General features: G+C 42.4%; 23 protein-coding genes. 3 read left to right on the top strand and 20 right to left on the bottom strand.

Annotated elements, in window-relative coordinates; all coding sequences use genetic code 11:
• Positions 1 to 282 precede the first annotated feature (282 nt).
• From ACFOZY_RS15255 to ACFOZY_RS15245, 3 genes are all read right to left on the bottom strand, one after another.
• Positions 283 to 1,710, bottom strand: coding sequence for an aldehyde dehydrogenase family protein (locus ACFOZY_RS15255; RefSeq protein ID WP_378157038.1), 1,428 nt, complete (start codon positions 1,708 to 1,710; stop codon positions 283 to 285).
• A 154-nt stretch (positions 1,711 to 1,864) separates the two neighbouring features.
• Entirely contained in the window at positions 1,865 to 2,830 is a 966-nt protein-coding gene (locus ACFOZY_RS15250; protein WP_378157036.1) for a DUF4003 family protein, read from the bottom strand.
• A 48-nt stretch (positions 2,831 to 2,878) separates the two neighbouring features.
• Positions 2,879 to 3,826, bottom strand: a complete 948-nt coding sequence (locus ACFOZY_RS15245) for a phosphotransferase enzyme family protein (RefSeq protein ID WP_378157034.1) — start codon at positions 3,824 to 3,826, stop codon at positions 2,879 to 2,881.
• A gap of 143 nt (positions 3,827 to 3,969) precedes the next feature.
• On the opposite strand from ACFOZY_RS15245, the gene rluF reads away from it, so the two are divergent.
• Positions 3,970 to 4,674 (top strand): 23S rRNA pseudouridine(2604) synthase RluF, encoded by a 705-nt coding sequence (rluF, locus tag ACFOZY_RS15240; protein WP_378157032.1) that lies wholly within the window; start codon positions 3,970 to 3,972, stop codon positions 4,672 to 4,674.
• Between the two features lie 47 nt (positions 4,675 to 4,721).
• Here the strand turns inward: rluF and dacB are convergent, their stop codons facing one another.
• The 8 genes from dacB to ACFOZY_RS15200 form a co-directional block, all read right to left on the bottom strand.
• Positions 4,722 to 6,179 (bottom strand): D-alanyl-D-alanine carboxypeptidase/D-alanyl-D-alanine endopeptidase, encoded by a 1,458-nt coding sequence (gene dacB / locus ACFOZY_RS15235; RefSeq protein WP_378157030.1) that lies wholly within the window; start codon positions 6,177 to 6,179, stop codon positions 4,722 to 4,724.
• Positions 6,180 to 6,441: 262 nt separating this feature from the next.
• Positions 6,442 to 7,152: an ABC transporter ATP-binding protein gene (locus ACFOZY_RS15230; RefSeq protein WP_378157028.1), complete on the bottom strand. Its 711-nt coding sequence runs from the start codon at positions 7,150 to 7,152 to the stop codon at positions 6,442 to 6,444.
• On the bottom strand, positions 7,145 to 7,930 hold the full coding sequence (locus ACFOZY_RS15225) for an ABC transporter ATP-binding protein (RefSeq protein WP_378157026.1): 786 nt from the start codon (positions 7,928 to 7,930) through the stop codon (positions 7,145 to 7,147). The genes ACFOZY_RS15230 and ACFOZY_RS15225 overlap by 8 nt, the downstream gene beginning before the upstream one ends.
• Positions 7,920 to 8,873, bottom strand: a complete 954-nt coding sequence (locus ACFOZY_RS15220) for a branched-chain amino acid ABC transporter permease (protein WP_378157024.1) — start codon at positions 8,871 to 8,873, stop codon at positions 7,920 to 7,922. The genes ACFOZY_RS15225 and ACFOZY_RS15220 overlap by 11 nt, the downstream gene beginning before the upstream one ends.
• Positions 8,874 to 8,884: 11 nt before the next feature.
• Positions 8,885 to 9,760 carry a branched-chain amino acid ABC transporter permease gene (locus ACFOZY_RS15215; protein WP_378157022.1) on the bottom strand — a complete coding sequence of 292 codons (876 nt, stop codon included), beginning with the start codon at positions 9,758 to 9,760 and terminating at the stop codon, positions 8,885 to 8,887.
• A gap of 121 nt (positions 9,761 to 9,881) precedes the next feature.
• Positions 9,882 to 11,051: an ABC transporter substrate-binding protein gene (locus ACFOZY_RS15210; RefSeq protein WP_378157020.1), complete on the bottom strand. Its 1,170-nt coding sequence runs from the start codon at positions 11,049 to 11,051 to the stop codon at positions 9,882 to 9,884.
• 195 nt (positions 11,052 to 11,246) lie between these two features.
• On the bottom strand, positions 11,247 to 12,746 hold the full coding sequence (locus ACFOZY_RS15205; protein ID WP_378157018.1) for an acetyl-CoA hydrolase/transferase family protein: 1,500 nt from the start codon (positions 12,744 to 12,746) through the stop codon (positions 11,247 to 11,249).
• 144 nt (positions 12,747 to 12,890) lie between these two features.
• Positions 12,891 to 13,535 carry a LytTR family DNA-binding domain-containing protein gene (locus ACFOZY_RS15200; protein WP_378157016.1) on the bottom strand — a complete coding sequence of 215 codons (645 nt, stop codon included), beginning with the start codon at positions 13,533 to 13,535 and terminating at the stop codon, positions 12,891 to 12,893.
• 309 nt (positions 13,536 to 13,844) lie between these two features.
• Between ACFOZY_RS15200 and ACFOZY_RS15195 the strand changes: the two genes are divergently transcribed.
• Both ACFOZY_RS15195 and ACFOZY_RS15190 read left to right on the top strand, forming a co-directional pair.
• Entirely contained in the window at positions 13,845 to 14,573 is a 729-nt protein-coding gene (locus ACFOZY_RS15195; RefSeq protein WP_378157014.1) for a glycosyltransferase family 2 protein, read from the top strand.
• Positions 14,570 to 15,268 carry a lysophospholipid acyltransferase family protein gene (locus ACFOZY_RS15190; protein ID WP_378157012.1) on the top strand — a complete coding sequence of 233 codons (699 nt, stop codon included), beginning with the start codon at positions 14,570 to 14,572 and terminating at the stop codon, positions 15,266 to 15,268. The genes ACFOZY_RS15195 and ACFOZY_RS15190 overlap by 4 nt, the downstream gene beginning before the upstream one ends.
• Before the next feature lie 170 nt (positions 15,269 to 15,438).
• Here ACFOZY_RS15190 and ACFOZY_RS15185 read toward each other — a convergent pair whose 3' ends face one another.
• From ACFOZY_RS15185 to ACFOZY_RS15145, 9 genes are all read right to left on the bottom strand, one after another.
• Positions 15,439 to 16,041, bottom strand: coding sequence for a response regulator transcription factor (locus ACFOZY_RS15185; protein ID WP_378157010.1), 603 nt, complete (start codon positions 16,039 to 16,041; stop codon positions 15,439 to 15,441).
• Entirely contained in the window at positions 16,038 to 17,156 is a 1,119-nt protein-coding gene (locus ACFOZY_RS15180; RefSeq protein WP_378157008.1) for a sensor histidine kinase, read from the bottom strand. The genes ACFOZY_RS15185 and ACFOZY_RS15180 overlap by 4 nt, the downstream gene beginning before the upstream one ends.
• Positions 17,157 to 17,160: 4 nt before the next feature.
• Positions 17,161 to 17,898 (bottom strand): ABC transporter permease, encoded by a 738-nt coding sequence (locus tag ACFOZY_RS15175; RefSeq protein WP_378157006.1) that lies wholly within the window; start codon positions 17,896 to 17,898, stop codon positions 17,161 to 17,163.
• A gap of 1 nt (position 17,899) precedes the next feature.
• On the bottom strand, positions 17,900 to 18,802 hold the full coding sequence (locus tag ACFOZY_RS15170) for an ABC transporter ATP-binding protein (protein WP_378157004.1): 903 nt from the start codon (positions 18,800 to 18,802) through the stop codon (positions 17,900 to 17,902).
• A gap of 134 nt (positions 18,803 to 18,936) precedes the next feature.
• On the bottom strand, positions 18,937 to 20,040 hold the full coding sequence (locus tag ACFOZY_RS15165) for an ABC transporter permease (protein WP_378157002.1): 1,104 nt from the start codon (positions 20,038 to 20,040) through the stop codon (positions 18,937 to 18,939).
• Positions 20,037 to 21,305, bottom strand: coding sequence for an ABC transporter permease (locus ACFOZY_RS15160; RefSeq protein ID WP_378157000.1), 1,269 nt, complete (start codon positions 21,303 to 21,305; stop codon positions 20,037 to 20,039). Before ACFOZY_RS15160 ends, ACFOZY_RS15165 begins: the two co-directional genes overlap by 4 nt.
• Positions 21,305 to 22,237, bottom strand: a complete 933-nt coding sequence (locus tag ACFOZY_RS15155; RefSeq protein ID WP_378156998.1) for an ABC transporter ATP-binding protein — start codon at positions 22,235 to 22,237, stop codon at positions 21,305 to 21,307. The genes ACFOZY_RS15160 and ACFOZY_RS15155 overlap by 1 nt, the downstream gene beginning before the upstream one ends.
• Before the next feature lie 129 nt (positions 22,238 to 22,366).
• Positions 22,367 to 23,008, bottom strand: coding sequence for a response regulator (locus tag ACFOZY_RS15150; RefSeq protein ID WP_378156996.1), 642 nt, complete (start codon positions 23,006 to 23,008; stop codon positions 22,367 to 22,369).
• Positions 22,998 to 24,113 carry a sensor histidine kinase gene (locus tag ACFOZY_RS15145; protein ID WP_378156994.1) on the bottom strand — a complete coding sequence of 372 codons (1,116 nt, stop codon included), beginning with the start codon at positions 24,111 to 24,113 and terminating at the stop codon, positions 22,998 to 23,000. Before ACFOZY_RS15145 ends, ACFOZY_RS15150 begins: the two co-directional genes overlap by 11 nt.
• Positions 24,114 to 24,131 lie beyond the last annotated feature (18 nt).

Here is a 24,131-nt window from a genome sequence, read left to right as displayed (position 1 = left end):
TGTTAAAATATTCTATCTTTTAATTAGAATCTACTTTAACAAAATTTTAAGAAAATTACAATATAGTGATATATATTTTCAGGGAAGAAATAATAGTCTAATATAGGACAAATTTCTTAGAGAGTGAGGGAGAAAGCTGTCGAAAAAGATAGACAATCGTAATAATACAGCGTTTGTTGTAGAGGGAAAGTAGATAGTGGATGGCAATCGGAGGAAAAGTTGCTATAGATAAAAAAACGATAAGATTTTATGCAAGCTGCCTAAAATCTTATCGTCTCTTTTTTAAAGTTTCGTTTTCATTGTAATAAGCTTTAAATCGGTCATTTCCTGAACTGCATATTTAATGCCTTCCCGTCCATATCCGCTATTTTTAACACCACCATACGGCATATTGTCCACGCGGAATGTAGGAATATCATTAATATTTACAGTTCCCGTTTCAATCTCATCTGCCGCTTTCATGGCATTCTCAATATTCATCGTGAAAATTCCGGCATTCAAACCGAAATCAGAATCATTTACATATCCGATCGCTTCATCCAAGGTTTTATAAGGAACAATGGAGACAATCGGCGCAAAAACTTCCTTGCAAACGATATTCATATCCGGTTTTACATTTGTCATAACAGTTGGCTCTAAATGATACTCAGAGAAATTACCTCCGGTTGCAACATGTGCACCTGCGTTTTTCGCTTCCTCGATCCATTCCCGGATCCGGATTACTTCTTTCGGATGAATCATGGCACTTAGATCCGTAGATTCATCTGAAGGGTCACCAACTTTCAATTTCTTCGTTTCCTCAATAAATTTCTCAGTAAACTCATCAACTATGGACTCATTGACATAAAGGCGCTGTAGGGAAATGCATACCTGGCCAGAGAAGCTGAAGGCTCCTTCCACAGCTCGCTTAATCATATGTTCGAGAGGGACATCCGGCTCAACAATGAGCGCAGAATTCGATCCAAGTTCCAGAGTTATCTTACGGAGTCCTGCTTTCTTTTTAATCTCAAGACCAACCGGAACACTCCCTGTGAATGTCACTTTTTTCACGAGATGGTGTGTGACAAGAGCATCACTCAGTTCGCTTCCGCTCCCTGTTACAATCTGCAGTGCCCCTTCTGGTAAACCTGCTTCTTTAAATATATCCGCCATCACAATGGAACTTAATGGTGTTTGGTTAGCAGGCTTTAATACAACTGTATTTCCAACGGCAAACGCCGGTCCTAATTTATGCGCTACTAAGTTAAAAGGAAAGTTGAAAGGCGTGATTGCAGATACGACACCCAATGGAACTCTTTTTGTCCAACCAATTCGATTTGTGACCCCAGGAGCTGCATCTAAAGGAACTGTTTCCCCTCTTACTTGCTTTGCTTCTTCCGCGGCAAATTGGTAAGTGGCGATTGTTCGATCGATTTCGCCCCTTGCAGCTTTGATCGGTTTCCCAGCTTCCATTACTAAAATTTGTGCAAGCTCTTCTTTCTTTTTACGCATGATTTCAACTACTCGATACAATAACTCAGCCCGTTCATATGCCGTCCATTTTTTGAAAGAATGGAAAGCACGATCTGCTCCTTCAATTGCCTTCTTTACATCCTCAGGTGAACCTTTTGCGATTTTAGCAATTAGTTCTCCGTTATACGGCGATGTTAAATCATACGTATTTCTTGGTTCGATCCATTCTCCGTCAATCCAAAGCTTCGTTTCTTTCAATGTAAGTTCCTCCTTTGGCTGAAGTGTTTTAAGAGAAAAAAATAAGAATCTGAGCGCCCATCAAGTGGAAGCGAGCAGATTCTTTAAAAAATCTATAATTATTGCCTGCTCACATAGTGTTAAGCCTATTTTAACATGTGAGAGTATCGTTTTCTTATTCGCCGCCTGTTGATGATGCGGCAACGGAGGTACTGACTACCGCTAACATGGCAGTTTGTTGTGCTTGCATCAGCATTTCCACCGTAGCAGCCATACTGATATCTATTGCCTGATCCTCATTCATCAGTTCCCGGATCATCAGCTGTACAGCAATCGGGAAAGCCATATCCTTGTACCAGCGGAATAGCTTCATTGATTCAAGATTTTTTACAATTTCTGAAAGCTGTTGAAGCTGCTGGCCATTCAATCTGAAACCAGTGACAAATCCTAATTGAGGGAAATGGGAAGTCCGTATTTTGGTTCCCAACACCTTAAAGCTATCCCTAATTTCTGCGGCACGTGCAGGAAGAGAGCGATCGAGTGACGAATTCCCATACGCCAGAACTTGGGACATCCATTGGAGTTCATTCCCTAACATAAACCCTTCAGCACGTAAATCATCATAATAGGAACGCATTACATCTGCCTGCTCGGATGGATCACCGTTATTCCGCAAAAGGACAGCGTACGTATAATCATCGTGATACGTTAAGTAACGATGCCGTTTTTTAATCTCATCGTAAAAATCTTTTGCTTTAACTGCTTCTGCGTAAAGATCGCTTTCGTCAGGCAACAAAGATGCCGCCAAATAGAGATGTACCGATTCTTTGAAACCTGCAGCCTTTAACGCCTCAGCCTTATTGAACAATACGTTCAGTTTTTCTTCGATTTCAGAGTCATCCTGATCGAGCAGGGAAGCTATTACATACATGATATTACCCCGTAGCGGCGAATACCATTTCGTACTCTTCTTAATACTATCCGAAATTTCCAAAAAACGTTTGCCATCAAACGTCCTGCCCGACGATACGTAAGAACTGGCAATCGTCAGTAATACTCGCTTATCCACTCCCCAACTTACGGCATTCTCAACTTTTCGGTAAGTGGATTCCAAATGCTCTTCAGTTTTTTCTATTTCCAATTCCGTTCACTCCTTACCCTATATACGGGTGAAGACACTTAATAGTTTCTACTTTGCATAAAATAATCCTTTATAAGTTAAGAGCTCTTTCTCAAATGGAACTTTTCCTTTTTGTATTGACTCTTCCAAATCAATTAGTTTCAACCGTTGCCATTCTTCTATACTTTCCAAATTCCATTTTTCACGAAATAGTGTAAAAAGGAATACTTCGCGCATTTTCAAACACTCAAGTAGCTGTTCAAACATGTCAGGCTGCAATGCCCTTTCAGAAGAGTATCCTTTTAAGAAACTCGCCAGGAAACAATCAGGAAACTCATTCCATTCCGGGTAGTAAGACATACCTGTCCAAAGCGCATGGTAGATGGAAACCGCTAAGTCCTGGGCATAAAAATGGTAGGTACAGTCGTCAAAATCGAATAGAACTACTTCTTTTTTCACTATATGAAAATTGCCTGTATGTAGGTCATTATGGATTAATCCAAAACAATGCTGATCATGGTTGAACTCCTCCATGTTGTTTATGATTTTATCATAAGCAATTTTTAGCCATGGCGTCCGTTCTGTTTTTTCTTCTAAATCATTTTCCCAGAGCCATGTCGGCCGTGATAACTTCGGAGCTCCGGCATTGTGAAGGAGAGCTATCCCTTTTCCCCACCGCTCGAAAAATTCCTCGTTCCACTCACTTAAGTTTTGCACATTTACAGGTCTTCCATCGGTATGCTCAAAAAACACAGCAAAATATGGAATATCATCGTCCGTGATCTCAATTGGGTGGTGAATAACCTTCGCAACACGGATGCCCTGCCCTGCTAAATAATCAAGCCACTCCATTTCAGCCAAGAGCTGTTCAAGTGGACGGCGTGATTTTTCTGATAGCCTAATAATGATTTTTCTTCCATTCCATCGAGCTTCAAAAACCTTGTTTTGAAAACCGTCCGAAATGGTGGTGATTATAGTTGCACCTGTTAAACGTTCTAAATCCGGTAAAAAACTCATAATCGTACAAGCCAAATTCTATCTGTTTTCCTTTGAACTAACATGCTTCCATCTCCCTTTTCCTCATCATAGCAAAATGAAAATCGATGTAGAATCTCACATTTTACGCTATACTGTTCTCAACGAAAAAAGCAGGTGAGAGTATGCGGATCAATAAATACTTAAGTGAAACAGGAATCGTCTCAAGACGCGGTGCCGATCAATGGATTTCGGACGGGCGAGTAACCATTAATGGCAAGCCAGCGGAACTCGGAAGTCAAGTTGAACAAGGCGATGATGTTCGAGTTGACGGAAAGCCGGTTAAGGCAGAACACCAGCTTGTCTACATTGCCCTAAACAAACCAGTAGGTATTACAAGTACAACAGAACGGCATGTGAAGGGAAACATTGTCGACTTTGTTAATCATCCGTTACGAATCTTCCACATCGGCCGACTTGATAAGGATTCAGAAGGCCTGATATTACTCACAAACGATGGAGATATCGTCAATGAAATTCTTCGGGTAGAAGGCCGCCACGAAAAAGAATATATCGTGACTGTAGACAAACCAATCACCCATGAGTTCTTAGAGAAGATGTCCTCTGGCGTTGAAATTTTGGATACTGTAACACTTCCTGCCCGAGTTGAGAAACTATCAAAAAATGTATTCAAGATCATTTTGATGCAAGGACTAAATCGCCAAATCCGGCGTATGTGCTCAGCACTCGGTTATAATGTTCGAAGCCTGCAACGGATTCGGATTATGAACATCGAGCTTGGTCATTTGCCTGTTGGGAAATGGCGTGACCTGACAGAGCAGGAACTGAAAGAACTATTTTTAGAGCTCGATTATCAACCAAAACGATAATTAAGAAAGGATCTCTCCATTTTAGTTGGATGAGATCCTTTTTGGTTTTATCTCCCGTTATAATTCGCAATTGCGGTGACGAGCGCATCCTCAATCGGTGTGACCGTCGTCAGGTCATTATTGATCATAATTGAGAAGACGAGTTCTTCCCCTGCCTGTGTCGTCACGTAACCGGATAATGAGGAAACCGCTGTTAGGGAGCCTGTTTTAGCTTTTACATTATTTTCAGCGGCTGTTCCTTTCATTCTGCCCCGAAGTGTTCCGCCGACCATACGATCAGCCGCTCCTGACACCGGAAGAGATTTCAAGTATTCAGCAAAATAAGGCTTTTCCTGAACCGCAACAAGCATTTTTGAGATTTCATCTGCAGGAATCATATTCTTATGGGACATACCAGAACCATCCCGAAGCATCATTGTAGACGTATCCATTCCCCATCCGTCTGCTGCTTCTTCCAATACTTCCAACCCTTTATCCCAAGAACCCTCACCGTATACTTTTCTGCCCAGTTCCTTTACTAACACTTCTGCGTGACCGTTGTTGCTGAGTTTCATAAATGGAATCATTAACTCTTTCAATGGCATGGAATCCTTGGAAGCCACTAATTTGGACTCTTTAGGTGTTACGGCAAAGCCTGTTTTGGAATGGCCGGTAAATTGGACTCCCGCTTCCTGTAGTGATTTCTTAAATAGATCAAGTGCATAGCCAGTTGGCTCCCATACCGCTACCCATGAACGTGATTGAGAACCATCTACAGGAATTGTTCCTTCAACGATAATAGTATTCGTTCCGTGTTCCCTCTCAATGCTGATATCCTTTTTACCGCCTTTAGCAACGGTCTTAGCCTTATTCACGATTGTTACATAGTCTGTAAAAGGATCAAGCGTCACTTTAGCAGGCTCGCCTTCTGAACCAGGATTTACTGCCACTATGACTGTTCCTGAATCGTAATCTTCATTAGGAGAAGCTGTCAGCGCCGAAACTTGAGAACCGGTATAGAACGATTCGTCAGACCAGTTCAAGTCTTGAGAAAGGCGAACGTTATCGTACCAGCTATCGTCTGCGATCAAGTCTCCGTTAATTACACGGATTCCAGCTTTCTTCACATCTGCTGCCAATTGGTCGAAGTCCGCCTTCAGTAAGGTCGGATCCCCTTTTCCTTTTAAGTAAAGGTCTCCATTCAGTGTACCTTCGTTAACTTTTCCTTCTGTAAATACTTCCGTTGTAAATCGGTGTTCAGGGCCTAAGATTTCCAAAGCCGCAGCACCTGTAAGTAGCTTCATATTAGAAGCAGGATGAAGGCGGATATCACCGAAGTGCGAAAATAGCAATTCCCCGTCAGAAGCTTTTCGTACACTTACGCCTGCGATTGCCCCCTTAATCCGTTCGTCCTTTAAAATATCACGGAGTTGTGCACTTAGATCAGCATATCCCTCTGAAGCAGTTACTGTCATAGGTTCCGGCGCTTGTACATATGGAATGAATGCACCTGTTGTTAACATCATAATCACCAACCATCTCTTCCATCGCTTTTTGAAATTCACGTGAATTTCTCCCCTTTTCTCGTAATTGGAAATAGAGTATCATACAAAAATCAATAATTATATTTAATTTTCAGAAATAATAGAAAATGAAACTATTTACATGGTAGTTTTAGTGCCGATTGTACTATAACTATGTAAACAGTGTACGTCTCTATTCCCAATATTAGAATTCCAGAGAGAAAAAACGGCTTCTTCCGTTTTATCGGAAAAGCCGTTTCTTGTTTTAGACGTGCCCACCTAAATAAGCCATTTTAATATCGTCACTTGCTTGAAGCTCTTTTGCTGTACCTGACAGCGTTACGCGGCCCGTCTCAATGACATATGCGCGATTCGCTACAGATAATGCCATATTTGCATTTTGCTCAACAAGAAGAATGGTCGTGCCTTCTTTATTGATCTCCTCAACAATTCGGAAAATAGTCTGAACCATTAAAGGTGCCAGACCCATCGAAGGTTCATCCAGCAACAATAGCTTTGGCTTCGCCATAATGGCACGGCCCATTGCCAGCATTTGCTGCTCCCCGCCAGAGAGAGTGCCCGAAAGTTGCTTGCGGCGTTCATGAAGTCTCGGGAAAGTTTCATACACTTTCGCCATGTCCTTTTCTATACCATTCTTATCTTTACGTGAATAAGCACCTAACTCTAAATTTTCTTCAACAGACATCGTAGCAAAGACTCGGCGCCCCTCCGGTACGTGTGAAATACCCGCTTTTACGATTGTTTGAGCTTGTTTGCCGACAATCGATTCATTCATATAGTGAATCGTTCCGTTCTTCGGCTTCAATAGGCCAGATAATGTTTTTAACAGGGTTGTTTTTCCCGCGCCATTTGCACCGATCAATGTTACAATCTCTCCTTCATTTACATCGAGGGAAAGTCCTTTCAGTGCATGGATGTTCCCGTAATAGACATCGATGTCTTTGACACTAAGCATGTGCAGGAACCTCCTCTCCCAAATACGCCTCAATAACTTTCGGATTATTGCGGATTTCTTCCGGCGTTCCTTCAGCGATCAATTGTCCGTGGTCGAGGACATAAATCCGCTCACAAATCCCCATGACTAAATTCATATCATGTTCAATCAATAGAATCGTCAAGTCAAATTTCTCACGAATGAACGCGATGAGCGACATTAGTTCCGCAGTTTCCTTCGGATTCATACCTGCTGCCGGTTCATCCAATAGCAAAAGCTTTGGACCAGCCGCAAGAGCTCGTGCTATTTCAAGGCGGCGCTGTTTCCCGTACGGGAGATTCTTTGCCTTTTCGTGCATATCTCCGTCCAAATTGAAGATCTTCAGGAACTCGATGGACTTTTCCTCCATCTCCTTTTCACCTATAAAGTGAGATGGTAACCTGAGAATCGAACTGATCATCGTGTGTTTTGCCTGTGAATGATAAGCAACCTTTACGTTATCCAAAACTGACATTTCACTGAACAGGCGAATATTCTGGAACGTCCGGCTGATTCCTAACCGTGTTACTTTGAATGGCGGAAGACCGTTCACTTTTTTTCCTTCGAATATGATTTCTCCTTCTGACGGCGTATAAACGCCTGTCAGCATATTGAAACTCGTAGTCTTTCCCGCACCATTCGGACCAATTAGACCCACAAGTTCACCTTGATGCAATTCCATATTAAATCCTGATACTGCCTTCAAACCCCCGAAGCGGATACCTACGTTATCAACTTTTAATATGTGGTTATTTGACACCTTGGGCAGCCCCCTTCCGGAACTTTCCTGTCGGCAATAGATCTGTAATTTCGCGTGTTCCCATTAATCCCTGTGGACGGTAAAGCATGACTACAATCAGGACTAAACTGTAGAATATCATACGCATTTCCGGGAATGCCTGTAGATATGTAGAAACAATCGTCAGCAAAATAGCGGAAATGACTGCACCTGATAAGCTACCTAAACCACCTAGTACGACGAAGATCAGGATATCAAAAGACTTCAAGAACCCAAAGTTAGCCGGTTGGATGATATAGAAGTTGTGGGAGTATATTGCTCCCGCTACTCCTGCAAATAATGACCCGATTGCAAATGCGGCCACCTTGTAATACGTTGTATTGATTCCCATAGCGTCTGCTGCTACTTCGTTTTCACGGACCGATAGACACGCACGGCCATGACGCGAATTTGTAAAGTTAGACACAACCGCAATAGTAATGACCATACAGATGAAGGCAAAAGTCCAAGTTGTCAACTTTGATACTTGCATCCCTGCTGCTCCGCCGACATAATCGATATTCAAGAAAATAATCCGGATAATTTCTGCAAAACCGAGTGTCGCTATGGCTAAGTAGTCTCCGCGTAGACGAAGTGTCGGTATGCCGACTAACAGACCCGCAAGCATAGCCACAACCCCACCAATACCAATGGCAACGATGAACGGAAGCCCTAATTTTACTGTAATAATAGCAGAAACATATGCTCCGACAGCCATGAACCCAGCGTGCCCGATCGAGAATTGGCCGGTGATTCCGATGACAAGATGCAAACTTACTGCCAGCATGATATTGATGGCCATTAAGATCAGTGTATTTGTGTTGTAGTTATTTAGAATGCCTGTGGAGATGAGGGCTTGCACAACACCATAAACAACAGCTGCAACGACAATGAAGACCCAAAACTTGTTTAATTTGTTTTTCATAGTCCGCCCACCTACACTTTCTCTCGGGCATTCTTGCCAAATAGCCCGTTAGGTCTGAAGATTAAAATTAAAATCAGGATGACGAATGCCGCCGCATCCCTCCATAATGAGTAGCCTGAAGCACTTACTGCTGTCTCGACCACACCCAGTAAGAGTCCACCGACCATCGCTCCAGGGATAATGCCGATTCCTCCCAATACCGCCGCTATAAATGCCTTAATACCGGGAATAACGCCCATTAACGGGTCAATTTTTGTATAGTACAAACCAAAGATTACCCCAGCTGCTCCTGCCAATGAGGAACCGATCGCAAACGTTGCGGAAATGGTATTATCCACGTTGATGCCCATCAGACGCGCTGTTTCGGTATCTTGGGATACTGCACGCATGGCCTTCCCGATTTTCGTTTTATGTACGATAAATTGAAGGATGACCATCAAACCGATTGAAACAGACAAGATTAAAACAGATTTCATGCTAATTTGAGCGCCAAAAAGCTCAAATGTACGGTTTGTAAATACTTCCGGATAGGCTTCAGGACCGGCTCCCCGAATTCGTATAAACGTATATTGGATGAGGAAAGACACACCGATCGCAGTGATTAGTGCCGCAATACGTGTAGCACTTCTGAGCCGTCTATACGCAACCCGTTCTATCAATACACCGAATATGGCACACAACGCCATTGCCAGTATAAGGGCTGTGAAGAAATCGAGTCCGAACCCCACAATTGAATAAAAGCCGATGAATGAACCTACCATAAATACTTCCCCATGTGCGAAGTTGATCAATTTAATAATTCCGTACACCATTGTGTACCCGAGTGCGATCAACGCGTAAATACTGCCAAGGGAAATCCCGTTCACCAACTGCTGGAACCACTCCATGTCCGCTTCCCCCTTTACGAAACTTTAGTTAACTTATTGCATTAAGCGGAATCTTTTCATTTGCTAAAGATAGTTTAAGAAATAGAAATGGGAGGATGTCTCCTCCCAATCCATTTGTGCATTAAGGATTTACTTTCGAGTTAAACTCTTGTTTACCGTCCTTGTATTCAAGAATTGTAGCAGACTTGACTGGGTTGTGGTTTTCGTCGATTGTTACTGTTCCTGTCACTAATTTAAAGTCTTTCGTTTGTTCCAGGGCGTCCCTTACTTTCTCAGCATCCGCTTCTCCGGCACGCTCAATTGCATCTGCCAATAGGTATACCGTGTCATATCCAAGAGCGTTAAATCCGTCTGGAGATTTGTCATACTCTTTTTCAAATGCTTTAACGAACTGTTGGATTTTTTCATCTGGGTCATTAGCCGAGTAAGCGTTTGTTGTGAATGTATTATTCAAAGCTTCTGCTCCAGCAAGTTCAACCAAAGTAGGAGAATCCCAACCATCACCACCCATAAGTGGTACATCGATTCCCATTTCACGTGCTTGTTTAACGATCAATCCAACCTCTTCATAATATCCAGGGATGAAGATGAACTCAGGACTTGCAGACTTCAAACGTGTCAACGTAGAACGGAAGTCAGTATCTTTTGCTACATACGCTTCATCGGCTACAATTTCACCGCCGGCAGCTTCAAATGTTTCGATGAATGCGTCAGCAAGGCCCTTTGCATAATCACTTGCATTGTCTTGGTAAACCGCTGCTTTTTTGATCCCTAATTCATTGATAGCAAAGTTTGCAGCTACTGTCCCCTGGAACGGGTCAATGAATGTTGTACGGAATGCATATGGGTTTAACTCCCCTTTATCATTCACAGTTACATTCAATGCAGTTCCTGACGGAGAGATTAAAATTGTCTCTGCGTTATTGGCCACTTCAACTTGAGCAACTGTGTTACCACTTGTTGCAGCTCCGATAATTGCCAGTACATTATCTTGATCAGTAAGTTTAAGTGCTCCATTTGTTGCTTCAGAAGCTTCAGACTTATTATCTACGGCAATTGGTTCAAGTTTTTTGCCATTTACTCCACCATTTGCATTAATCTCTTTGATTGCTAACTTGACCCCATCATAGATGGATGTACCATAGGATGCTACGTTACCTGATAATTCCAGGTTAGCTCCAATTTTAATCGTGTCGCCGCTTGCACCTGATCCTCCATCAGTTCCACAGCCTGCTAAAACGCCTGCGAAAAGTGCTGTAGCGGCTAATGTGTTGAATAATTTTCTCTTCATGGTTAAGTTTCCCCCTTTGTTTCTGAAAAAGTTATCAGAATGTTTCCTCTTATGAGTAAATAGATTATAATTCAAATAGTTATTTTAGTCTATATAATTTTTATATTTAGTTTATTTACTATATTAATATTGTTTAGACCAAAAAAACTGCCTGTCCTCAAATTCGGACAGGCAGTTTCTCTGATGAATTTTTGCTCAATCTTTTTGTAGCATCGTCCCGTTTTGAGCATAGTTTGTATGCCAGGAAAATGCTTTTTCTAATACATGTGGAGTTTGTCCACCACGAGTAAGTGCTTCTTCATAGTAATCACGCAATTGTTCTTTGTACATGGGATGTGCGCAGTTTTCAATGATTAACTCAACACGCTGTCTTGGTGCCAAACCGCGTAGATCCGCATATCCTTGTTCCGTTACAACGATATCAACGTCATGTTCCGTGTGGTCCACGTGAGAAACAAATGGCACGATGGAAGAAATCTTCCCGTCCTTCGCAATCGACTTTGTAACGAAAATAGCGAGTCGGGCGTTACGGGCAAAGTCCCCGGATCCACCGATACCATTCATCATTTTCGTTCCGGATACATGTGTAGAGTTAACGTTTCCGTATATATCAAACTCCAAAGCAGTATTAATGGAAATCAAGCCGAGACGACGGATAATTTCAGGATGATTCGAGATTTCCTGTGGACGCAGGACAATCTTATCACGATATTGCTCAAAGTTATTGAACACATGAGCCATCTTTTCTTCTGACAATGTGATAGAACAGCAAGAAGCGAAGTCCACTTTCCCTGCATCCATCAAGTCAAACACTGCATCCTGCAACACTTCCGAGTAGACCGTGAGCCCCTCAAATTCGGAGTTTACCATACCATGTAGAACAGCATTTGCCACAGAACCGATTCCCGATTGAAGAGGTGCAAGTTTTTCCGTCAACCGGCCAGCTTCAATTTCCTTACGAAGGAAGGAGAGCAGATGCTGTGCCATAATTTCCGTTTCTTCATCCGGCGGCACGATGGTTGAAGGAGAGTCGAGCTGATCTGTGAAAACAATCCCTTTAATTTTCTCAGGATTTACTTTAATCCCTATGTCTCCAATGCGATCATCGACCTTCGTCAATGGAATCGGGTCTCGCTCGCCTTGTTTCCCGGGTTCAAATAGATCATGAACACCTTCTAATAGTGGCGATTGTGCAAGATTAATTTCTACAATAATATTTTTTGCGTTTGTAGCAAACGTTAACGAGTTGCCGGTAGAAGTAGTCGGAATGATCGTCCCATCTTCTTTTATTGAAATGGCCTCAATTATCGCAAAGTCTATTTGCTCAAGCACATTTGCCCGAAGTAATTCAGCCGTATGTGAAAGATGCTGATCAACAAAGTACATTTCTCCACTGTTGATCTTGCTTCTCATCGTCGCATCTGCCTGGAAAGGAAGACGTTTGTTGACGATTCCCGCAGCTGCAAATAATTTATCAACATCGGAACCTAATGAAGCTCCTGTAAATACATTCACTTTAAATTGTTCGTTTTCAGCACGATTGACGAGTGCCATCGGGACCGCCTTAACGTCACCCGCACGAGTAAACCCACTTAGGCCCAGTGTCATGCCGTCAGTAATCCAAGATGCAGCTTCTTCAGGTGTTACGACACGTTCCTGAAGTTTTGCATTTTCAATTCGGTTTAGTTTGTCCATATCCCTGATGCCTCTTTCATTTATATACTATTTATCCAATCTTATTGTAGCTGAAGCGCTTTCATTTTCGGAAAAACGGGGAGTGAACAGTAAAAAAGCCCGCGAAGCAGAAATGCTATTGCGCGAGCCAGAATATTTTGTGGTTCAAAAACCTAATAATTTTCGGAAATAACTTGAATAGGATTGGCTTACGGGAATCTGATGGCCACCAATCATCGATAAAACGAAAGTTGAATGAGTGTCGGGATGTATTTCTTTAATCTGATGGACATTGACGATGAACGAACGATGACATCTGATGAAAGAATCCCTTGGAAGAAGATATTCGAATTCTTGAAGAGAGTTTTTGTGCGTACCGGAAATTCGATCCGATACGACTGTTGTCTTACGGTCCTTCACTTCTACGTATATCACTTCATTAAAAGGAATAGGAATCCAACCGTCTTCAGTTTTCATTGTTATAACGGATTGACCTTCAGTATAAGAAGGGTATATAGCTGTTACACAACCCGCCAGTTTCCCATCACGATGAAATGGAACCGCCATCCCATGATAAGGAACTCCCAATACGGAACGGTTGACAAACTCGGATAGCTTTTGCTTGGAATGGATGGCCTTGTAGGCTAAAGATCCTTCACGGACCGGATCGCCCGGTGAGATTTTTAAATCGATACGTTTGCTTGGCCGGTAGTATACATATTCGGTTGTGTTCGATACAGCAATCGACACTTCGTCCGAAAATAACTCGCCGATTACATCCAGCAATTCCTTCTCCGTGAATATATCCATGTAGATCTCCTTCTCCATTCCATACTATCTTTCAATTGTACTAAGAAAAACAGTGAAAGCAATCAATTCGATACGGATGTTAAGGTTTTGTCAATTTTAATAAAGAAATCTTACTAATTTCATTTAAATTGAATAAACTTGTGGTAAAGAACCTAAATAAAGAGATTGCTCACCCATAATTCCATTATTCTTTTCATAGAATAGGATAATCAAAAAATATCATAAGCTTTTTATGACAAAGTAATTCTGCTAAATGTTAGGATTTATATTATATAATGTCAATTCAAATTAGAGTATGGAGGCTATCGTATGAGAAATAGCGCGATTGTCATTCCCGCCCTTAACCCCTCTGAAATATTAATTGACTACGTAGAGGAATTGCTCCAAAAAGGTGCACCGCTTGTCTTGGTTGTGAATGACGGCAGCACCCAGGAGCTAAACCACATTTTTGAGCATCTTAGTAGCATGGAACGTTGTCATGTACTGACACACGACGTAAATCGTGGTAAAGGACGGGCATTGAAAACAGCATTTGAACACTTTTTAACAAACGAAACCAATTTAAAAGGCGTTGTAACGGCAGACTCTGATGGTCAGCATTCCGTACAAGATATCGCCAAAGTGGCAGAAGCGTTAGAAACAGGAGAGCGCAGCCTGATTTTAGGTGTCCGGGACTTGAATGCAGAGCACGTCCCTTTCCGGAGTACACTCGGAAATCGGTTGACCACCCAATTTTTCTATTGGCTATTCGGGTACAGATTGGAAGATACGCAAACGGGTTTAAGAGGGATTCCAACATCGGAAATCCATACTCTCACTCAACTGAAGGGTGAACGGTATGAATACGAAATCAATATGCTCATTTACGCACGGCGAAATCAACTCCCTTTTCATGAAATACCCATTGAAACAATCTACTTTAATAATAATGAAGGCTCCCATTACAAATCGATTCGTGATTCTGCCAAAATCTTCAGACGGATGGTACGGGAGTTCTTTGAATCGAAGAACAGAAAGCAGCGTGAAGCCGGGCTATGAAATATGGAAAAACTTTTTTGTTAGTTCGCGGAACCGTTCGTCTCGTTTATCCAACATATCGATTACCTTCCCCATTGCATGAAGAAGGACCGATTGTCTATGTATCCCATCACCAAAACTTTTTCGGTCCTTTCATATTAATGTTATGGCTACCAATTCCTGTTCGGCTCTGGGTATTCCACGTTTTCTTTCATAAGGAAACTGGTTTTGAACAGTTGTATAACTATACGTTTACGAAGCGTTTCAACTTGATGCCTTGGTTAGCAAAGTACCTATCTTATCCTTTAGCAGCTGCATTCTCTGCCTTCTACCAATCTGCAAGGGCTATTCCTGTTTATCGGCAATCGAAGAAGGTCATACATACATTCAGAGAAAGCGTACAAGCCATGCAACAGGGTGAACGTCTCCTAATCTTCCCGGATATCGACTACGCAGATGATTCATCGGGAACGAAGGACTTGTATAATGGGTATCTCTATATTGAAAGGTACTATTATAAGGCGACAGGAGAGCATATACGATTCGTCCCTCTATACGTCAGTAAAGAAAGAAAGACGATTACTGCAGGAGAAGCCATTCAGTTCCGGGACGGCAAAGAATTTAAAGAAGAACTCTCTTACGTGAATGAAGAGATAATGAATACCTTGAATAAGCTGGCAGCTGAACAGGGAGATTTGAAAGAACAGGCTGTCTAATATTTCGCGATCTTACCGATTGTTTCTTTATTTTACCGATTATTAGCCAGTTATTACCGATAATCAGGATATATTACCGATTCTGTTTTTGTGGCCTACTTTTAAGAACAAAAAGGCAAGACCCAGTTGGCTAATCAAAAAAGCATCAGAGTCCCCTCTGATGCTTGATATTAAATCCAACCTTTATCCTTCGCCATGGAAATGGCTTCGACTTTGTTTTTGGCATTCATTTTCTGGAGAATTTCGGACATATAATTTCGAACGGTTCCTGATGATAAGTAAAGCGCACGAGAAATTTCCTTATATGTATTCCCTTCAGCAGCAAGGCTTAGCACCTCCTGCTCCCTCTCGGTCAAAGGATTATCCTCCCGGTAAGAATTCATGACCAGTTCGGCAGCAAAATCCCTTTTCCCTGCCATGACCCGACGAATTGAACCGGTCAAGTCCTCAATGGATCCGTCTTTTAGTAAGTATCCGTGGACACCTGCTTTCATGGCTCGTTCAAAATATCCAGGTCGTGCAAACGTTGTGAGGACGATAATCTTACTATTTGGGCTGACCGTTTTTACTTCTTCCGCTACTTCGAGTCCATTTTTGAGTGGCATCTCGACATCCAATAAGCAAATATCTGGCTGTAACTGAGAAATGAGATGTACTGCCTCCTCACCATCACCTGCTTCGCCTATCACTTCCATATCTTCTTCAAAGTTCAATAAGGCACCAAGCGCCCCACGTAAAATCTTTTGATCTTCAGCCATGACAATTCGAATCATACGTAGGCCTCCTCAGCTTTTACAATAATCGGAATGGTTAAAGTCAGTTCAGTTCCATGTTGTCCGTCGATGTTCATATTCCCTTCAACAAGTGCCAGCCGCTCCCGCATGCCATCCAATCCACTTCCTTTTCCAGCGCTTGCATTAAAACCGACCCCATCATCTTTGACTGTAATCAGCATATTTCCATGTTGGTTACGGAAGGAGATTCGGCACATGTTTGCCTTGCTGTGTTTAACGATATTTGTACCTGCCTCCCGCAAGCACATCGAGATGATGTTTTGCTGAAGATGCGGAAGCTTGTGAGGTTCTTCTTCCCTATCGACCTGTAATTCAATTTCAGCTTTTTTGAAGAGTTGTGATAGTCTTTCGATTTCACTGTCAATTGAAAGTGAGCGCATATCAGCTACGAGTTCCCGCACTTGCTTCAACGCCGCTCGGGAGGTTGCCTCGATTTCCTTCGCCTCTTTAATTGCATAATCTGGATCTTTGGATACCAGCCGTTGCACGAGCTGGCTTTGAAGGGTAATTAACGATAACGTATGTCCGAGTGTGTCGTGAAGGTCTCGGGCAATACGGGTACGTTCCTCGCGCTTTATCAGCTCCTGAATTTGCTCATTCGCTTTGTTCAATTGCTGTTCTAATTGGGCTTGACGGGCAATAGACCGGACAGCAAAAGGTGTGGACATCATGACGAAATACATGGGAATTACTAAAAAGTATTCTAATGTGGCCCCCCTCATTTCACACCAAACGGCAACTGCTAAAACACTGACCCCCAATACACCCATGGCAATGAAAAAAGTCCGCTGTTTTTCAAAATAAGCGACAAAATTAGCAGAGTAGAATGCCATGAATAAATTCCAAGGAGTAAAAATTATTGAAAAAGCTAAGATGATACTTAGCTGAATAATCCACCAAACCGCATACACCCTGTCAGATTGAACCCAATACAATTTGTAATAAGTGAATAGAAATGCGCCCATCATGACAATGCCTAAAACCAACTTAAAGCCAGTCTCAAGAGTTAGATAGATGATCGGAAATGATAAATAGAGTAGCGAAATATATGGCATCAGACCATGGCGTTTCGGGAATAGTTGAAATTTCTTCACGTTCTTACACCGCTTCCTGTTTCCTTCTAATATAGTTTGATACTACCATAAAGAGAATTAGGTAACTTGACAATATTAGAATATCTTGAACATTCGGAATGTCCCCGCGGATTATACTCCATGCGCCGTTACCATAATGATAAGCCGGAAGTGCTTTGCCTACCGTTTGTATGAATTCAGGCAAAATCTCCATCGGCATCCAGAGTCCGCCGGTGATGGCCAAAATCATATAGATGGCGTTGCTCACGCCGGAAGCCGTATCAACGCGTTTCATGAATCCGATCAACACACCTAAAGCCAAAAATGGCAGGGAACCTACCAATATCCATAATCCGCTTAGAGTCCATTCAGATGCCGTTAATGAAATATCGTTGATCAAAAAACCTACCGTGAAAATAATGATAATAGAAAAGATATGGACCGCCGTTTGCCCAGTCATTTTCGCAAAGAAATATGTCATATCCGGAAGTGGTGTAACTCGGATATATTTCGTCCATCCTTCCCGCTGCTCCTGAACAAGCCTGATGCCAAGTGTCATAATGGCACTCCCCATGACACTAAAAACAGTGATAGACATGAGAAAATGCGCATCCCATACTGCTTTGTCTTCTACCCCTGTATTTAGAACTTTCGTAAAGAAGATATAAAAGACGATGGGCATAGCCAAAGACCAAAATAGGAAATAAGGATTTCGGAATATCCTCAAAAACTCTATCTTGCATTGATTAATGAACAATTTCATCTTATATGGCCTCCTTTTGCTCTGCTGTCAGCTGCTCAAACGCTTCTTCCAAACGACCTCTGTCTACGAAGATGTCACGGGCATCGATCTTTTTCTCAAATATTTTCGAAAGAATTAAATCGGTATCATCCGTAACAATCACCATTCGTCCATCTTTAAACACCACATCAGACACTGACGGATATTGAAGGAACAGTTCTTTTGGTAATTGGGCATTTGTCGTAAATGATACGGAACGCTTCAATAACTGATTCTTAATTTCCCCTGGCGTCCCGTCCGCGACAATCTTTCCTTTGTTGAATAAAATGATCCGCTGTGCCACGTCATCCGCTTCTTGAAGATAGTGAGTGGAAAAAATAATCGTTTTACCATCATCCGCCAATTCCTTCACCGTATCCCAGAATACTCTTCGTGAGGAAATATCCATTCCGACTGTCGGCTCATCGAAGAATAGCAAATCCGGATTACCGGCAACCGCCATAGCAAAGCCGACCCTACGCTTCTGTCCGCCCGATAGCTTTTCAGTCCGTTTGTTCAAATCCTCTTCCTTCAAACCGGTTAGTCTGCAAAGCTGCTCAAGGGAAAAAGGATCTGGATAGTAACCCCGAACCATTTGTAGAAGCTCTTTAACTTTCAACCCATCCATCAGGCTCACGTCCTGTAGCATGACACCGAGCCGCTCCCTTATTTTCGTTTCTTTTGTAGAGGATCCGAAAAGCTTTGCCTCCCCTTTTGTCGGATTTAGGAGTCCAAGCATCATAAGCATTGTCGTACTCTTACCCGCTCCATTTGGTCCCAAAATAGCGACAATCTCACCTCGCTGAATGGAAAACGTCACATCATCGACTGCTGTCTTTTCCTTGAATTTCTTAGTTAATCCGTTGATCTCCACTGCTAATGCCAATAGAATCACCTCTTCTTTGATACTCTCATTTTACGTTCGGTCATCATCAACGATTAGTAGAACTTGTCATGAAAGTCACCTGACATATGTCATAAAAATAGCCATCAGGAGTACCTGATGGCTAAAGCTTGTTCTTATCTTTTTCTGTTTTCCATCGCATTGATGCCTAACCCCATCATCAAAACTGCCATTAGCAGCAAGATACTAAGAGGCTCTAATAGTTGCTGCATTGACTTTCCATATAACGTTGCCCCCTTCAATGCTTCCATCCCATATAAAATCGGAGAAAAGTTTGAAAGGAAAATCATTACATCGGATGTCACAATCTCGATCGGCCAATAAGCCCCTCCAAGCATCGCCATAACTACACTCAAAATCGGAATGAATGCATTATACTGTCGTATCGATTGAGTAAGCCCTGCCAGTAGCATACAAAGTGCAACGATGGTCAAAACATAAGGAATGAGCACAATAAGCGTTCTACCGAAGCCACCGTGGAATTCGACTCCCGCTCCATACCGAAATGTCAGGAAGATGATCACGATTTGCCCGTATCCGATCAGAAAGCTATACACTAAGTTCCCGGCATACATTTCCCACTTTCGGACAGGTGATACAACCATTCGATTCCAAATGAGATTCCTTTTCTCTTCTAACACTGCAGCGATACTAAATGAAACAGTATAAATAACAAAGAATAGGGAAAATCCAAAAAGACTTTGTAAATGCATATCAATTACTCTTGCCTTGTCAGATGAAAAACTGGCTTTTTCTACTGCGAATAAAGGTTCTGTCAACGCTTTCTCCCAAACCATCTCTGCGCTTTCCTTCTTTTCATCCGGCAAAGAATTTAGTAACGCATCCTTCTGAAGTCTTTTGTTATAGTGTTCGACCACAAACCGTTGAAGAAGAGAAACATCAGAACTCTTCACAGAGGCAATCACCGTAAAATCCGTCTCATGTAATAAGAGCCCCGCTTCATTATTCCCATTTTTAATATCGTTTCTTAAAGTTCCTTCGTCAGTTTCGATGAACATAAAGAGGTCTGATCTATTCAGTTCTTTCAAAAATTCACCAGTCTCTTCTTTTGAAAGAGTACTCACAACAGGGACGGGAACTTTTGTATATTCGCCGCCTCCCATAAAAAAAGCGAAACCGATACAGAGAACCGTCAAAATGATTAGGGACCATGGTTTACGAGCAGTTAAACGAAATTTAGTCAGTAAAATTCCAATCATGCCCTCACCGCCTTCCGCTTAGAAAAAAGAGAAGCAATGGTCAAAATGACAATCGTTTCAATAAGAAGTGTCCAGACGTAAACTAAAATATCCGGCAATACCGCTCCTTGCAGGACATTTAAATAGGCCGTCATGGCCGCTCCATTCGGTGTAAGATTTCCAATGACCTGGATCGTCTCCGAAATATTGCCCACTTGCGTAAAACTACCTCCTAAAAAGGCGAGAATGGCTACCCCGGCATTGCCATATAACTTGGAAGCGGAATCACTCCCTATTCGTTGGTTAATAACAGTCAATAAGACACCGATACTTGCGACAACCGAACTTAGGGAGAGTGTGATAACAAGGAATTCCCCTATATTCGTCCAGTGCACATCGTACATGAACGCTGCACCGCCATATAAGATACAGAGTTGAATCACAGCAAGCGCAAAGCCAGAGAGAAATACTCCTAAAAGATAAAAGGTGCTTGGCACATTCGCCAACCGGATCCGGTCATAGACATGCTGTTGTTTTTCCATATAACTATTCGTGCTAATATTTCCTGCCAGGAACAACACGAACATGACACTCATCCCGACTGCATAATAGGAGAATGCACCAATAGGTTCTTGTTTTGTCACTGTTTCAATTGCTCCTGCCACTCCCATTCCTCCAAGGGGTTCCTCTTCAACGACCAACCCTTCTCTTCCAAGCGAGGCCATTAATGAATATTGCTCCTTAAACTGCTCGACTACATCCGATACAAAAGCAGAGGAATAATCCTTTTCCTCATTTTCATAAACGATCAGCCCTGGAACTTCCCGTTCTTCTATGAATAATGAATGAAGCAAGTTCTCTGTAAAACCCTCCGGCACTTCAATAATGGCGGAGTATTCCCCATCGTCCTTCGCGTCGCTAATTTGAGCAGGTGTTATTTCCTCTAAAGCTATTACCTTCGAGAGTTCTTCATTCCCAAAGATTCTTTCCCGAAGCATCTGTATCGGTAAAATCCCCTTCACTTGCCCTTCAATTTGCCTGATTGCCGGCTCTGGAATCGGTGAATCAGACAGTGATTGCATAAACCGCTCGAATTCTTTTTCTTCGTCTCCATTTTGGACCAATGCTACTTTTCCAGTAACGGGTGAGGCTTCCTCAGTAAAAAAAGAGTTTAATGCAAATCCTAAAATTGTTATAAGTATTAACGGCATCAGTAAAAGAACAAGGAGTTCTTGAGGATTTCGAATAAATAATTTAAACTCCTTCCAAATCAATGACCAAATCATCAATTCCTCAACGCCCTTCCCGTCAGATGGAGGAACACATCTTCAAGAGTCGGTGTTTGAACTTCAATTCCATGTACAATGGCACCTGTCTCATCTGCAAACTTGAATATTTGAGAAAACAATTGGACCTCTTTGGGAACCACCATCGTTATGACCTGATCGCTCTCATCCAATTTAGAAATAACCGGCAGTTGTTTCAACTGTTGGATGAATGTTTCGTTTCTTCTTTCCGTTTTGACAACAATCGTCTTTTCAGATGAAAGGATATTTTTAATCTCTTCCTTCGTGCCGGAGGCGATAATATTACCGCGGTCCATAATATAAATACGGTCACAAAGATATTCGACTTCTTCCATGTAGTGACTTGTATATAAAATGGTCATTCCCTTTTCATGATTCAGCCTTTTGACAGTCTCCAAAATATAATTTCGTGATTGGGGATCGATTCCGACCGTTGGCTCATCCATAATGAGGATTTCCGGTTCATGAAGGAGTGCCGCCCCAATATTAAGTCGCCGTTTCATCCCGCCGGAAAAATTCTTTACAAGCTTTTTCCCTTGATCCGCCAGTCCGATCTGTTGCAGCACTTTTTCCACCCGTTCTTTCAACACAACGCCCCGGAGCTTCTGGATGCGACCAAAAAAATAGAGATTTTCCTTAGCGGTCAAATCCTCATAGAGCGCAATCTCCTGTGGGACTACACCCAATTTTTTGCGCAGGTTATTCGGCTCCATCACCGAATTCTCGCCTTCAAAGCGAACCTCCCCGCTTGTAGGTTGAATCAGAGATGAAATCATCGCGATAGCAGTGGATTTACCAGCTCCGTTCGGCCCGAGCAACCCGACGATTTCTCCCCGATCGAGATGCAGTGATATTCCTTGTACTGCTTTTTGTTGTTTGTAATGCTTCGTTAAATTGATAGCGTCCAACATTCCGTCCCCCTCCTTCATATCTCTATCGTATAGCCAGAAAGTGTCTTATCCAACTACCCTAAGTCATCACTTCTGCTATGACCTCCGTCACTTTTTTGAGCACAACAAAAAACGCCTCAATAGAGACGTTCAATCAATCAAATCATTTTTCACTGCGTAAATGGCCAGTTGTGTGCGGTCACGTAAGTCTAATTGTTGCAGGATATTCGTAATATGATTTTTAACTGTACCGACGGAAAGATACAATTGCTGAGCGATTTCTTTGTTTGTCTTACCGGTACCTACCAATCGTACGATATCCATTTCCCGTTCCGTCAGGGTTCCTTCGTTAGTTTGCTTCTCTACCTTTCGTTCAGAAAGCATGGGAACCATCCTTGCTGCCACTTCCTCATGAAGCACGAGCACACCCGAAAGGCAGCTATGGATGGACTGGATGAGCTTTTCAGGTTCAGCTGTTTTCAGCATGAATCCATTTACGCCGTCTTTCAGCGTCTCTAAAGCTGCCCCGTCGTCATTGAACGTAGTGAGAACTAAAATCTTTACTTCCGGCCATCTTTCCTTGACCACCTTTACAGTCGCCACCCCGTCCATTTCAGGCATACGGATATCGAGCAAGATTAAATCCGGCAGTTCCTGCTCCACTAACTTAATTGCCTCGACGCCATTCATCGCTTCACCGATTACTACCAGTTCCGGGTTCTGTTCTACAATCATCCGAATCCCTTTCCGGACGATCAGTTGATCTTCCACTATCAAGATTTTAGCTGCCAACTTTCACTCCCCCAATCGGCATCATTCCTTCAACAGTAAATGCCTTTTCTGTTTGAAGCACTCGTAATTCGCCGCCGACAGAGGCCACTCTCTCCCTCATAGCCGTCAATCCAAAACCTTCTGTAAAATGCGTTTGTCGAGATAAACCATTCGTGACAATCCATTCCAACTCACCAAGGGCTGTCCGACCGATAGTCACCGAAACCTCCCGAGTATCACCATGCTTCATAGCATTCGTTAATGCTTCTTGAATCGATCGGTAAAGGGTCACGCTCTGCTCATTTGAAAGCGTTGTGCGTAATACCCCTTGTCTCGTTGTAAACTTAACAGACAAGGAATGATCCGATTCTAACTTTCGGATCAGTTGAATGACCGATTCAATTCCGGTTGCTAATTCATATTTCAACGTCTTGACTGCCTTCCTCGTTTCCTCCAGACTCTCCTTGGCCATGACCTTCAGTCCCTCGTATTCCTCTGATTGTTTTTCTATACTCATCATTTCAAGCTGCATAAGTAAAGCTGTCAATTGATGACCGACAGAGTCATGGATATCATGGGCAATTCGTGCCCGTTCTTCTAAGCGGGCAACACGATCACTTTCGCTATGTTCCCTTTTCAGTTTGCGGTATTCGTCCAATAACCCGTCGTATAATCGACGATACTCCACTCGTTCATTCCGATCACGATTAACCGACCATGCCAAAATACCGGCTCCCGCTAATAACAGCATCGAGACGGTGTGAACGTCTGAAGTGAATACACTTAAAAGTACCGCGATACCGAAAATCGGCAATAAATACAACTTAAAATTCCGACTGTCCAATCGGAAACACGCGTCTATCAACAAAAACGCAAGCTGAAGAAAAATCGGTTCACTTCCAGCCTCTAAAATAATTGGTAAGAATGTAAATGAAACTGCTATGTATAGAACAATCGGCTTAGTAGTTACGGGAATGAAAAAATAGAAGATGAAAGCAAGAGCACATAATAAAAGACCAGAAGGCAGAAAATCCCTCTCGATTGGCAAAAGTACAAGAATCCAAAGTAGACCAAACACCAGTGGACGTATTGCCCAGTTTATAATCCGCTCTGTAAAAGGAATCATTCTTTCCTCTCCTCCCCC

Origin of the sequence: Chungangia koreensis, assembly GCF_042651785.1 — a bacterium.
Classification (GTDB): Bacteria; Bacillota; Bacilli; order Bacillales_A; family Planococcaceae; genus Chungangia; species Chungangia koreensis.
This window is presented reverse-complemented; position numbering and strand designations above follow the sequence as displayed.